Below are 12,667 nucleotides of genomic sequence, written 5' to 3' on the forward strand. Positions count from 1 at the left end.
AAGAATACTCGTCAACAATTAAAGCTGCTATTGTGTCTCCAGCACTATAAATTAGTGCACCTTTTAAGATGTTTTGTGTTTTGTAATGTAGTGCGATAAGGCTTAATTATTTTTGGTATAAACCAGTTAATACCTTTTCAGGAGTCATTGGTGCGTTAAATTGTAAATCGTAGTTTGGATTAAACGCTTTTATAGCATTCTGAAGTGCAAAATAAGCACCAATCCCATACATTAAAGGAGGCTCTCCAACAGCTTTAGATTTTAAAATAGCCATGTCGTTTCCTTCAGTTTCTACAGGAATCACTTCTACTGTTTTTGGGACAGAAAAAATGTCTGGAACTTTATAGGTAGAAAGCGCATTTGATAATAATCTTCCCTCTTTATTATAAGCAATCTCTTCCATGGTCATCCAGCCAATACCTTGTATTAAAGCACCTTCTACTTGACCTAAATCAATACCTTCACTCATGCTTTTTCCGTAATCGTGTACAATCTTTACGCTATCAAATTCGTAAGTACCACGCATGCAATCTATAGTGGTTGTTGTAATTGCGGTTCCGTAAACATGATAAGCAAAAGGATGTCCTTTTTCCTTGGTTTTATCAAAGTGAATTTCTGGAGTCGCATAATGTGCGTTTTCAGTTAAAGCAACACGTTTTAACATAGCTTTACTGACTAGCTCTGTCCAAGTTAAAGCTGATTTTTTGTTGTTGATATAAACAGATTCTTCTTTTAGAGTAATGTCTTTTACTGAAGCTTTTAAGTCTTCCGAAGCTACAATTTTTAATCTTTCGACCAATGCGTTGCACGACATTAAGGTTGCTTTTCCGTTTAAATCTGCGGTAGAACTGGCAGCAGAAGGCGACGTATTGGCAACACGCGTTGTATTGGTTGTTTCTATTTTAATTTTTTCAATAGGAATAGAAAACACATCCGCAGCAATTTGCATCATTTTGGTGTTTACACCTTGGCCCATTTCTACAGCAGCAGTACTAATACCAACGCTTCCGTCTAAATAAATATGAACCAAAGCACGTGCATGATTCATAGGTGTGTTTGTAAACGAAATACCAAAGGTAATGGGCATAAACGCTATTCCTTTTTTGAAACTGGTATTGTTTTTATTGAAATCTTCAACCTCTTGTTCTAAAGCTTCAATATTAAATATGTTTTTAGCAGAATGCCATGTGTTTTTGGCTTCTACTTTTTTAGCAATTTGTCCATAAGAAAACGTGTCGTTTTCATCTAACAAATTTGCTTCTTGAATTGTTCTTGTTGGTACACCAATTTCATGAGCAGCTTTTGCAATAGCAGACTCAATAACAAACATACCTTGTGGACCTCCAAATCCTCTAAATGCTGTGTTTGGCGGTAAGTTGGTTTTACAACTCAACACTTTTGTTGTTACATTAGGTATGTAATAACTGTTGGTGGCATGAAATAAAGTACGCTCTGCAATTGCAGGAGATAAATCTGCTGCTGCACCAGAGTTTTGCAAAAACTCGGTTTGATACGCTATAATTTTTAAGTCTTTTGAAAGTCCAATTTTATATGTGCTTTCATAAGGATGACGTTTTCCTGTCATACGTAAATCGTCATGACGATTTAAAATCAGTTTTACAGACTGGTTTAAATGGTGCGCAGCCAAAGCTGCCATTACAGCCCAAGGTGTTGCTTGGTCTTCTTTACCTCCAAATCCACCTCCAAGTCGTGTAACATCAACTTCAATTTTATGCATTGCAATGCCTAAAACTTTAGCGATAGTTTTTTGCACAGCTGTTGGACCTTGTGTAGATGACGTTACTTTTATGTTTCCGTTTTCTAAAGGTTCTGCATAAGCACCTTGTGTTTCGATATATAAATGCTCTTGTCCGTTAGAGAATGTTTCGCCTTCAAAAATATAGTCACAGTCGGCAAATGCTTTTTCTGTGTCTCCTAAACTAAAAGAGCGTGGTGCATTAATAAAGCTGCCTTTTGCTTTGGCTTCTTTTGCTGTAGTAATGACTGGTAAGTCTTCTATTTCAATGTCAATTAAACTTCGTGCTTTTCGAGCAATAAAGTCTGATTCTGCAACAATTAAGGCTATTGGCATGCCCCAAAAGTGGACTTCATCCTCCGCAAATAAAGGTTCGTCAGGAATAATACCACCAATTTCATTTTCACCAGGAACATCTTTATAGGTAAAAATACGTTGTACGCCTTCTAGAGCTTCTGCTTTAGAATAATCAATACTTTTTATTTTTCCGTGTGCTTTTGGCGAATCAAACACGACCGCATGTAATGTCCCTTGTCTAATATTAACATCGTCAACATACAATGACTCTCCACGAACATGCGTGTAAGAGTCTAAGTTTTTGATGCTTTGTTTTAATGATTTTGAAACAGCATCTAATTTAGTGTCTAATACTTTATTTGGCTTGTTTTTATGCATGTTGTACAAAATCGTTTAAGGTGAATTGCTTCGGGAATAACGTTGTAAAATGAGCAAAAAATAATTGTCGTCCTAGCAAACGTTTGTAGTCAGTTGTCCCACGAACATCACTAATTGGACTGATTTCATTTTGAAGTATTTGATTAGCTTCAATTATAGTGTCTAAAGTCAATGGTTTATCAACTAAAAAGGCTGAGGTCTCATGCAAATATTTTGGAATTGCAGCAACACCTCCAATGGAAACATGTGCTTCCAATATAATATTGTTTTCAACCGTAATATGGAATGCAGAGTTGACACTGGCAATATCTAAATGTGTCCGTTTACACACTTTTTCAAAATTGAAAAATGACTGTTCTGTTGGTAATTTAAATTGAATACTCTTTAAAAGTTCACCGTCTTTTAAATCGTAAGTTTTGTACCCTTTGTAAAAGTTTTTAAGAGCAATTGTTCTTTCTTTTTCTGCGGAATTTAATATTGTAATATTACTATTAAGCGACAGAAAAAAGATAGTCATGTCTCCAATTGGCGAGGCGTTTACTAAATTTCCTCCAAGCGAAGCCATGTTTCTAATTTGTTCTGAAGAGACTAACTTTAAGTGTTTTTTTAAGTTTGGTAAAATACTATTTAACTCCGTATGATTCCATAAATCTGAAACCGTTGCGTTGGTTCCGATCGTGCAAATACCATTTTTAATGTTAATGCCTTTTAAATACTCCTTTTCGGCTATTAGATGTACAGCGTTATCTGCTAAATGATCCGCTTGTTGGACATATAAATCCGTACCTCCAGAAACATATTTCCCTTTGGGTTGATTTAAATCTTTAGCTTCAATGTCTTTTAAGCGTTGTGGAATGGTTTTAAAATATTCAGGAATAAATTGATTTTCAATTAACCAATTAAATGTGGTGTTTGTATTGTTGTCTAGTTTTTTTACAACTTGATGCGCTGCTTTTTCAATTGCTTTGTATCCTGTGCATCTGCAAATATTTCCGCTTATAGCGTCAATTGCATTAGTATAATTTTTATCTGAATTTGATAATGCAAATCCTGTTAAGGCAACTACAAAACCAGGTGTGCAAAATCCGCATTGCGTGGCGTAATTTGCTTTCATAGCTTCTTGAGCTGTGGTTAATTTGTCTTTAAGATTTGTGCCTTCAACTGTAACAATGTGTTTACCATGCGCATTTCCTAGTGGCGAAATACATGAGGTAATACTTTGGTATTCTGTAGTGTCACCATGACGTGTTCCTACTAAAAGGGTACACGCGCCACAGTCACCTTCACGACAACCAATCTTTGTTCCTGTTAAGCGTTGTTGGTAACGCACAAAATCCAATAAAGTGGTTCCGGAATGTTCCGAGGTTTTTATGGTTTTGTTATTTAGGATGAAGGTTATCATGAGGATTGTTTTAATTGATTTTTATTATAAATGAATTAAAAATGTAATGAGGTCGTCACTTCGAGTGAAATTCCCTTTTTGGAATTTTGTATCGAGAAGCCCTTTTTTGAAAATATTCTCGATACATTTCGACAAAAAGTCGAAACACTCGAACTGACGTCATTGTTTATTTAGTATTCAGTTTTATCAATTTTTTTAGTCCATTCTTGAAAAGGCTCTAATGCTATTTCGCGTGCTAATTGCTCAAACGGGATGCTTCTTTCTGCATAAGGTAAAGGGATTTCTTTGTAGATAAATTCGTCATCAAAACCAATATTGGCAGCATCTACTTGATTACTTCCGTAATATACTTTGTCTGGTCTAGCCCAGTAAATAGCACCTAAGCACATTGGACAAGGTTCGCAAGAGGTGTATATTTCGCAACCATCTAATTGAAACGAGTCTAAATTTTTACAAGCATCTCTAATCGCAGTTACTTCTGCATGTGCAGTTGGATCGTTAGTAGAGGTTACTTTATTGTTTCCGCGTCCTACAATTTTTCCATCTTTAACAATGACACAGCCAAATGGTCCGCCTTCATTGTTGTTCATTCCTTTTAAAGCTGCGTTTACAGCTTCTTGCATAAATTGATCTTTAGTACTCATACTATAATTTAAATTTTAAGTTGAAAAATGTAGTATTAGCTAATATACTACTTTTTATAGTGAATTATTAATCTTTGGTTAGTTCTTAAAACCAAAAAACCCGATTCATCTGAATCGGGTTTTTAGTGGTGGTGCCTCCAGGAATCGAACCAGGGACACAAGGATTTTCAGTCCTTTGCTCTACCAACTGAGCTAAGGCACCAGTAGCAATAAATTGCGAGTGCAAATATAGTTTCAATTTTAGAACTACCAAACAAAAAATCAAAAAAATTACAATGTTTTTTTACTTTTGTGTTTTAAGGAGACTTATTTGTCTCAATTTCAATATTATAATATTATTAATACTTTTTAATCTAATGGTTTTGTAGATTTACCACTTTTAAATGTAGAATGAATTTAGTAATAGATGTAGGAAATACCAGAACTAAGTTAGCTGTTTTTGACAAAAACAACATTATAACTGTTGTTGTAGTATCACAATCTGAAGTTTTGGATGGCATTAAAGAATTAAGGAAATCTTATAGTCAGTTGCATTTAGCAATTGTATCATCGGTTGGTGTTTTAGATCAAGCTGTTGTTAATTATTTGAACATTCATTTTAATTTATTGGTATTAAGTCATGAAACACCTTTACCATTTAATAATTTGTATGCGACTCCAAAAACATTAGGCATTGATAGAATAGCATTAGTTTGTGCTTCTGTACAACAATTTTCTAATAAAAATGTTTTAATAATTGATGCAGGAACTTGTATTACGTATGATTTTATAACTAATACAAACGATTATTTAGGAGGTTCAATTTCTCCTGGGATAAGAATGCGTTATCACGCATTACACAATCAAACCGCTAAATTACCATTATTAGAAACTCAGTTTCCAGAACATTTTATAGGAAATTCCACAATAAACGCAATAAATAGCGGAATTGTTTATGGTGTTTTAAGTGAAATAGATGGAATAATTGAACGTTATAGTGCTGATTATTCAGATTTAACAATAATTTTAACAGGTGGAGATACTAATTTTTTGTCTAAACAATTAAAAAGTAGCATATTTGCCAACTCAAATTTTCTTTTAGAAGGTTTGAATTTCATATTACAACACAACACAAACGGATGATAAAAAAACTTGTATTAGTTTTTATTGCAGTTTTTGCAATTCAAAGTTACGGACAGGAGGGAACAGCTTCACCATATTCTTTTTATGGTATAGGAAGCTTAAAATTTAAAGGATCGGTTGAAAATCGTAGCATGGGAGGATTAGGTGTTTACAAAGATAGTATTCATATTAATTTTTCAAATCCAGCAACTTATGGTGGTAACAATCTAGCAACTTTTAATAACGAAACTAGACCAGTAAAATTTACTGTTGGAGGAAGCCATACAACCACTGATCTAAAATCTGATAACGGAAGTGATAGTGCTACAAGTACTACTTTTGATTATTTAGCTCTAGCTTTTCCAGTTGGGAAATTTGGTTTTGGCTTTGGACTACTACCTTACTCTTCTGTAGGTTATGAGTTAGAAACTCGTAATGCTAATGATATGGTGGACTACAGATATGCAGGAGAAGGAGGGTTAAATAAAGCTTTTTTAGCTTTAGGATATCAAGTTAATAAAAGTCTTAGTGTAGGTGTACAAATGGACTATGATTTTGGAAACATCCAGAATAACACAATTAATGTTTTGTATAACGATGCTGATGAGCCATTACAATATTACTCGGAAGAGAGTAATAGATCTGACTTGAGTGGATTAAATTTTAATTTAGGAATACATTATCAAAAAATGATATCTCCTAAACTAGAATATCAAGGATCTGTAACTTATACACCAGAGATTAATTTGACCTCTCAAAACCAACGATCAATATCTACAATTGATGTGTCTTCTGGTTTAACAAATCAAATTGAGGTAGACTTATCTACTAATAACTTAAAAGAAACAAAACTAACCTTACCATCAAAATTCTCAGTAGGTTCTGGTATAGGTCAGCCTAGAAAGTGGTTTGCTGGTCTAGAATATACCACACAAAACACAAGCGAATTTTTTAATCCCTTATATGAAAACGTAGGTGCAACCTTTGAAGATGCTTCAAAATTTTCATTAGGTGGATTTTTTATTCCAGAATATAATTCTTTTTCAAGCGTTTGGAAAAGAGCGACTTATAGAGCGGGAATGCGTTTTGAAAAGACTGGTTTAATTATAAATAACGAATCAATACAAGAGTTTGGCATGTCTTTTGGAGTAGGGATACCAGTTGGAGTTTGGTTTTCTAATGCTAATTTAGGAGTAGAGATTGGACAAAGAGGTACAACAAATGCAAATTTAGTAAAAGAAAACTTTGTTAACTTCCAATTAAGTTTATCATTAAATGATAGATGGTTTAATAAAAAGAAATATAACTAACAGCGTAAAATTGAAGATTATGAAAACTAAAATCACTTTATTAATAGCCCTGTTTTTGGGTCTGTCAGTAGGATTTGCTCAAAATGAGCAAGAATGTATGACTAAATTGTCGTTAATGACTGAGGCTTCAAAAGCTAAAAATTATGAAGCAGCTTACCCATATTTCATGGAGTTAAGAAAAGACTGTCCAAAATATAACAAAGCGATTTACGTATATGGAGAAAAAATACTAAATCATTACATAAAAAAATCTACTGGAGCAGAAAAATTAGGTTATGTAAATGATTTAATTTTAATGTTTGATGAAAGAATGGCAAACTTTGCAAGTATTTCTCCTGTTGGAGAGTACCAATCAGAGCAATGTCAACTTAAGTATGATAACAAAGAAGCTTTAGGTTTAACAGATCAAGATGTTTTTGATTGTTTTGATGCTGCTTATAAAGCAGATAAGGATAGCTTTAAAAGTGCTAAGAGTTTATATGTATACTTTAAGTTAATGGTTAGCTTATATGATTCTGGAAACAAAACTGCACAAGACTTATTTGATAAGTATGATGATGTTGCCGAAAAAATTGAAGAAGAAACTGCATTTAACGCTAAAAAACTTAATGAGTTAATCAATAAGGAAGACTCTGGTGTGGCCTTAACTAAAAAGGATGGTCAATGGAAAACATATTATGGTGCTATGGTAGATGCTTTTGATAATGTTCAACTTGGTGTTGATAAAGAATTAGGAGATAGAGCTAACTGTGAAAACTTAATTCCATTATACCAAAAAAATTACGAAGCAAACAAAACTAATGCAGTTTGGTTACAACGTGCAATGAACAAGTTATATGAAAAAGGATGTAAAGAAGATCCAATGTTTGTTACCATTGTAAAGCAAAAAAATACAATACAACCAGATGCTAGTACTTCTTATTACTTATATGTTATTACAGGAGAGCAAAAGTATTTAGACCAAACTATGGACTTAGAAACAGATCCATTTAAAAAGGCTAAATTATATTACAAAGCTGCTTCAGACTTTAAAAAGAGTGGTAGTTATGGTAAGGCAAGACAATATTACCAAGAGTCTTTAAACCTTAACCCATCTAACAAAAACCCTCACTTACAGATAGCATCAATGTATGCAAGTAGTGCAAACAGTTGTGGTGATACAAACTTTAACAAAAGAGCTGTGTTCTGGTTAGCTGCTAACGAAGCTGCTAAAGCTGGAGGAGCAGGATCTAAATATGTAGAAAGCTATAACGCTAAAGCGCCTACCAAATCAGAAATATTTGCTGAAGGTAATGCAGGTCAAAGTATTAAAATTGGATGTTGGATAGGTAGAAGTGTAACAGTACCAAACCTATAATGCAAAACATTAAATTACATATATTAAAAAACTCAGTCATAGCATTAGCTATGACTTTGTTTTTTGCATGTAAAAACAATTTAGACGATGTAAAAAAAATGGGTATGTCTGCTAATGATCCAGTAGGTGTCTCAGACAGTATTAATGTTAAATATACAGACTCAGGTCGTCTAGCAGCAAATTTGATTAGTCCTAAAATGTTTGATTTTAGTAATAGGGCTTTTGCTTACTCTGAGTTTCCGGAAGGTGTTATTTTGCATTTGTATGATAAAAACAGAGCTAAAACTACTATTATATCAGACTACGCTATACTTTACGATAATACCAATCTTATTGATTTAAGAGGTCATGTTATTGCAGCGACATCAACAAATGACACCTTGTTTGCAGAGCAATTATACTACGATCAAAGTAAGCAATGGTTATTTACTAATCTGCCAGCAACATACAGGGCTAAAGGTTACGTAACTAGCGGAATGGGTTTTGATTCGGACAGAGACTTTAAAAAAGCTGAAGTTTTGGGTGTTACAGGTCAATTTGCTGTTCAAGAATAATATTTCCTTTCTAATTAAAAGAATACTTTTTTAGTATCTTTACTTATCAATTTATATTTAAATGAAAACTTTTAAATTTTTTCAATACGCCTATTTAGTATTTGCAGTACTGTTTCTTTATGATGCAATTGCAAGTTGGGGAGAAACCAGAGCATATATGTCTCTTCTATTAGGTGTAACAGCTGTATTTATGTTCTTTTTCAAAAAAAGATTTAATAAAAAGTTCGAAAACCAAGATCGTAAGTAGATGCTTAGCTCAATACTTATTATTGTTTGTTGCTTATTATTATCAGCTTTTTTTTCAGGGATGGAGATTGCATACGTATCATCCAACAAGATTCATATTGAGATAGAAAAAAAGCAAGATGGCTTTCTAGCTAAAATCCTATCAAAAATAACAGCAAAACCATCAAAGTTTATTGCTACTATGCTTATTGGTAACAATATTGCATTGGTTATTTATGGTTTTTTTATGGGAGATTTGCTTATGGGTTGGTTTCAGAGCATGTTACCAACAGATAATGCTTTTGCGTCCTATATGTTAGTAGATTTAAGTTTATTGTCTCAAACCATATTATCTACTTTATTAATTTTATTTACTGCCGAGTTTTTACCTAAAGTATTCTTTCAGATATATTCTAATACCTTGTTAAAAGTATTAGCTTTTCCTGCCTACCTTTTTTATGTGTTGTTTAGTTGGGTGTCAGATTTTGTTATTTGGATTAGTGATGTAGTTTTAAAAAAAATCTTTAAAACAGAAGGTGATCAAGTACAACTAGCCTTTACAAAAGTAGAATTAGGTCACTACATTAGTGAGCAAATGGAAAGTATTGAAGAGCATGAGGATATAGATACCGAAATTCAAATTTTTCAAAATGCTTTGGAGTTTTCCGAAGTAAAAGCAAGAGAGGTTATGGTACCTCGTACAGAGATTATAGCTTTAGAGCTTCAGGATTCAATTCAAGACTTAAGCGCTTTGTTTACAGAAACTGGTTGTTCTAAAATACTAATATATAAAGAAACCATAGACGATGTTTTAGGATATGTCCACTCTTTTGATTTATTTAAAAAACCCAAAAATATTGGCTCTATGATTATGCCAATAGAGTTGGTTCCAGAAACCATGTTAGTCAAAGATATTCTTAATGTTTTAATCAAAAAGCGTAAAAGTATTGCTGTAGTTGTGGATGAGTATGGTGGAACTTCTGGTATTATGACAGTTGAAGATATTGTAGAAGAGTTGTTTGGAGAAATCGAAGACGAACATGATACAATCGATTTAATTGAAGAACAAAAAGATGCTACAACCTATGTGTTTTCAGCAAGAGCAGAAGTAGACTATCTAAACGAAACGTACAAGCTTAATCTTCCAGTCGGAGAAAACTACGAAACCTTAGGAGGTCTAATTGTAGATCATACAGAGGAGATTCCGCAACAAAACGAAATTGTTTCTACAGAAAAATTCAACTTTAAAATCTTAGAAGTTTCCAATACCAAAATAGACTTGGTAGAGCTTCAAATTAAAGAAGAAGACTAATTTTTTAAGATAAATACTAACTATTTTACTAACAGTATTTTTAATTAATATATTTATTATAATAAAGTACTTTTATTATTGAATAGAAAATGGTATTTTCGCCCACTATATTTCACAAAATTTATCACAAAAAATGGCAATTTTAAATAAAATTAGACAAAAAACGGTTGTATTAATCTTAGTTATTGCATTAGCGTTATTCGCTTTTATTTTATCAAGTTTATTTGATAATAAAGATGCATTATTTTCTAAATCTCCAGATGTTGTAGCAACAATCAATGGACAAGACATTTCAAGAGAAGAGTTTTCTAACCTTGTAGAGTTTCAGCAAAGACAAATGGGACCAAATGCAACAACTAGTCAAGTCATGAATAGTGTGTTTGAGACTAAAGTGAGAGAAGCTGTAATGAACGGTCAAATTGAAAAATTAGGAATGACTGTTGAGTCTGAGCAAATGCGTGACTTAATCAAAACGTCTTATGGAACTGACCCTACATTTTTAAATGAAGATGGTGTTTTTGATGAGGCTAAATTAAAATTATTCATAGATAATTTAAAAAGCTCTTCAGCTGAAGCTTACCAAAATTGGATTTCTACAGAGCAGTCTTTAGCTAGCAATGCCTTACAATCTAACTACTTTAACATGGTTAAAGCTGGTACTACTGCAACTTTAGCAGAAGGACAGTTAGAACATAAATTAGAAGGAGAAAAAGTTGACATCAATTATGTGCAAGTCCCTTACACAGCTATTCCAGATGCAGAGGTTAACGTGTCTCAGTCAGATATTAAAAACTACATAAACAAAAATCAAAAAGCATATCAAACAGAAGCTAACAGAAACTTTCAATATGTATTTTTTAAAGAAGTTGCCTCTTTAGAAGATGAAAATGAAATCCAAAATGAGCTTAAAGCATTGCTTAAAGATAAAGAAGTTTATAACGAAGTTACTAAAGCAACAGACAACAAACTAGGTTTTGCAAATACTAAAGATACAGAAGGATTTGTAAACAGTAACTCTGATGATTTTAAATTTGTAGATAAATACCAATACAAGTCTAGCTTACCTGCAACAATTGCAGATACAATCTTTAATTTAGAAGCTGGAAAAACTTACGGTCCATACAAAGACGGTAACTATTATAAAGTAACTAAAGTTTTAGATTACAAAAAATTAGCAGATTCAATCGAGTCTAGCCATATTGTAATTCCTTTTGTAGGAACAACAAGAGCAGGAGCAGATGTTACTAGAACTAAAGAAGAAGCTAAAGCAATGATTGATAGCATCTTTCCTTTAGTAAAAAATGATAAAACTAAATTTGCAGAAGTAGCAAATGAAATAAACTCTGACGGAACTAAAGGTAAAGACGGAAGCATTGGATGGACAAGATTAACAACTTACAATCCTGCAAGTTTTGATCCTGACTTTGCTAACTTTTTGTTTTTTAATGAAAAAGGAAGCATTGACGTTGTATTAACTAAATTTGGTTACCACATTATTAGAGTTGACGATAAGAAAAATGTTGAGACAGCTGCAAAATTAGCTACAATTGCTAGAAAAATTGAGCCTTCATCTAAAACTGAAGATAAGATTTTTGCTGATGCTTCTAACTTTGAATTAGCTATCGCTAACGGTAACTTTGCAGAAGTAGCTAAAAATGCAAACTATGAAGTACGTCCAATGACAGCTAATGAATTAGACGAAAGTATTCCTGGATTAGGAAATCAACGTCAAATTGTACGTTGGGCTTTTGAAGATGCTACAGAAGTAGGAGATTATAAGCGTTTTGATAACGTACCTGGAGGAATTGTAATCGCACAATTAACTGGTAAGCAAGAGAAAGGATTAATGAGTGTTGAAGATGCTTCAGTTACTGCATTACCAGCAATTAGAAAAGAGAAAAAAGCTAAAATGATAATGGACAGAGTTAACGCTTCAACATTAGCAGATTTTGCTGCAGCAGAAAACCAAACGGTTAAATCATCTTCAGCAATAAACATGAAAAATCCAACAATTGCAGGAGCAGGAAAAGAGCCAATGGTTGTAGGAACAGCTTTTGGATTAAAAGAAGGTGTAGCTTCTAAATTAATAAAAGGAAACACTGGTGTATTTATGGTACAGGTTACTAAAAAGACGCCTGCTGTAGAATTAGAAAACTATTTACCATTTGCTAATCAAGTAAGTGCACAAAAATTAAGTGCAGTACAAACTAGATTATACAGTGCTTTAAAAGAATCTGCAGAGATTGAAGATTTTAGAGCTAAAACAGTACAATAAGCTACTATAGTTTAAATATAAAAAAAGCCTCTTAACAATTTAAGAGGCTTTTTTAT

General features: G+C 32.9%; 10 protein-coding genes and 1 tRNA gene. 7 read left to right on the forward strand and 4 right to left on the reverse strand.

Annotated features, from left to right (window positions below):
• Positions 1–106 precede the first annotated feature (106 nt).
• The 4 genes from M890_RS0109660 to M890_RS0109675 all read right to left on the reverse strand — a co-directional run bounded on the left by M890_RS0109660 (position 107) and on the right by M890_RS0109675 (position 4,679).
• Positions 107–2,431: a xanthine dehydrogenase molybdopterin binding subunit gene (locus M890_RS0109660; protein ID WP_084553642.1), complete on the reverse strand. Its 2,325-nt coding sequence runs from the start codon at positions 2,429–2,431 to the stop codon at positions 107–109.
• Positions 2,424–3,833 carry an FAD binding domain-containing protein gene (locus M890_RS0109665; RefSeq protein ID WP_036597388.1) on the reverse strand — a complete coding sequence of 470 codons (1,410 nt, stop codon included), beginning with the start codon at positions 3,831–3,833 and terminating at the stop codon, positions 2,424–2,426. Before M890_RS0109665 ends, M890_RS0109660 begins: the two co-directional genes overlap by 8 nt.
• Positions 3,834–4,003: 170 nt before the next feature.
• Positions 4,004–4,477 (reverse strand): nucleoside deaminase, encoded by a 474-nt coding sequence (locus M890_RS0109670; protein WP_028283343.1) that lies wholly within the window; start codon positions 4,475–4,477, stop codon positions 4,004–4,006.
• 126 nt (positions 4,478–4,603) lie between these two features.
• Positions 4,604–4,679, reverse strand: a tRNA-Phe gene (locus M890_RS0109675).
• Between the two features lie 188 nt (positions 4,680–4,867).
• Here M890_RS0109675 and M890_RS0109680 point away from each other — a divergent pair.
• From M890_RS0109680 to M890_RS0109710, 7 genes are all read left to right on the forward strand, one after another.
• The gene (locus tag M890_RS0109680; RefSeq protein ID WP_028283344.1) at positions 4,868–5,599 is read left to right on the forward strand and encodes a type III pantothenate kinase; all 732 of its coding nucleotides are present in this window, start codon (positions 4,868–4,870) and stop codon (positions 5,597–5,599) included.
• Positions 5,596–6,888, forward strand: a complete 1,293-nt coding sequence (locus tag M890_RS0109685) for a beta-barrel assembly machine protein BamG (RefSeq protein WP_028283345.1) — start codon at positions 5,596–5,598, stop codon at positions 6,886–6,888. The genes M890_RS0109680 and M890_RS0109685 overlap by 4 nt, the downstream gene beginning before the upstream one ends.
• Positions 6,889–6,907: 19 nt before the next feature.
• Complete coding sequence (locus M890_RS0109690) at positions 6,908–8,245, forward strand: hypothetical protein (protein ID WP_028283346.1); 1,338 nt, start codon at positions 6,908–6,910, stop codon at positions 8,243–8,245.
• A complete protein-coding gene (lptC, locus tag M890_RS0109695; protein WP_028283347.1) occupies positions 8,245–8,799 on the forward strand; it encodes an LPS export ABC transporter periplasmic protein LptC in 555 nt (184 codons plus the stop codon). Before M890_RS0109690 ends, lptC begins: the two co-directional genes overlap by 1 nt.
• Positions 8,800–8,860: 61 nt before the next feature.
• Positions 8,861–9,046 carry a hypothetical protein gene (locus tag M890_RS0109700; RefSeq protein ID WP_028283348.1) on the forward strand — a complete coding sequence of 62 codons (186 nt, stop codon included), beginning with the start codon at positions 8,861–8,863 and terminating at the stop codon, positions 9,044–9,046.
• Positions 9,047–10,336 (forward strand): hemolysin family protein, encoded by a 1,290-nt coding sequence (locus M890_RS0109705; RefSeq protein WP_028283349.1) that lies wholly within the window; start codon positions 9,047–9,049, stop codon positions 10,334–10,336.
• A gap of 133 nt (positions 10,337–10,469) precedes the next feature.
• Positions 10,470–12,611 carry a peptidylprolyl isomerase gene (locus M890_RS0109710; RefSeq protein WP_028283350.1) on the forward strand — a complete coding sequence of 714 codons (2,142 nt, stop codon included), beginning with the start codon at positions 10,470–10,472 and terminating at the stop codon, positions 12,609–12,611.
• Positions 12,612–12,667: the final 56 nt, after the last annotated feature.

The sequence above is a fragment of the Olleya marilimosa CAM030 genome, from assembly GCF_000518485.1.
In the GTDB taxonomy this organism is placed as follows: domain Bacteria; phylum Bacteroidota; class Bacteroidia; order Flavobacteriales; family Flavobacteriaceae; genus Olleya; species Olleya marilimosa.

Coding starts and splice junctions, on each gene's coding strand:
- M890_RS0109710 (WP_028283350.1), top strand. CDS start 10,470: ATGGCAATTTTAAATAAAATTAGACAAAAAACGGTTGTATTAATCTTA.
- lptC (WP_028283347.1), top strand. CDS start 8,245: ATGCAAAACATTAAATTACATATATTAAAAAACTCAGTCATAGCATTA.
- M890_RS0109685 (WP_028283345.1), top strand. CDS start 5,596: ATGATAAAAAAACTTGTATTAGTTTTTATTGCAGTTTTTGCAATTCAA.
- M890_RS0109660 (WP_084553642.1), bottom strand. CDS start 2,431: ATGCATAAAAACAAGCCAAATAAAGTATTAGACACTAAATTAGATGCT.
- M890_RS0109700 (WP_028283348.1), top strand. CDS start 8,861: ATGAAAACTTTTAAATTTTTTCAATACGCCTATTTAGTATTTGCAGTA.
- M890_RS0109705 (WP_028283349.1), top strand. CDS start 9,047: ATGCTTAGCTCAATACTTATTATTGTTTGTTGCTTATTATTATCAGCT.
- M890_RS0109680 (WP_028283344.1), top strand. CDS start 4,868: ATGAATTTAGTAATAGATGTAGGAAATACCAGAACTAAGTTAGCTGTT.
- M890_RS0109665 (WP_036597388.1), bottom strand. CDS start 3,833: ATGATAACCTTCATCCTAAATAACAAAACCATAAAAACCTCGGAACAT.
- M890_RS0109670 (WP_028283343.1), bottom strand. CDS start 4,477: ATGAGTACTAAAGATCAATTTATGCAAGAAGCTGTAAACGCAGCTTTA.
- M890_RS0109690 (WP_028283346.1), top strand. CDS start 6,908: ATGAAAACTAAAATCACTTTATTAATAGCCCTGTTTTTGGGTCTGTCA.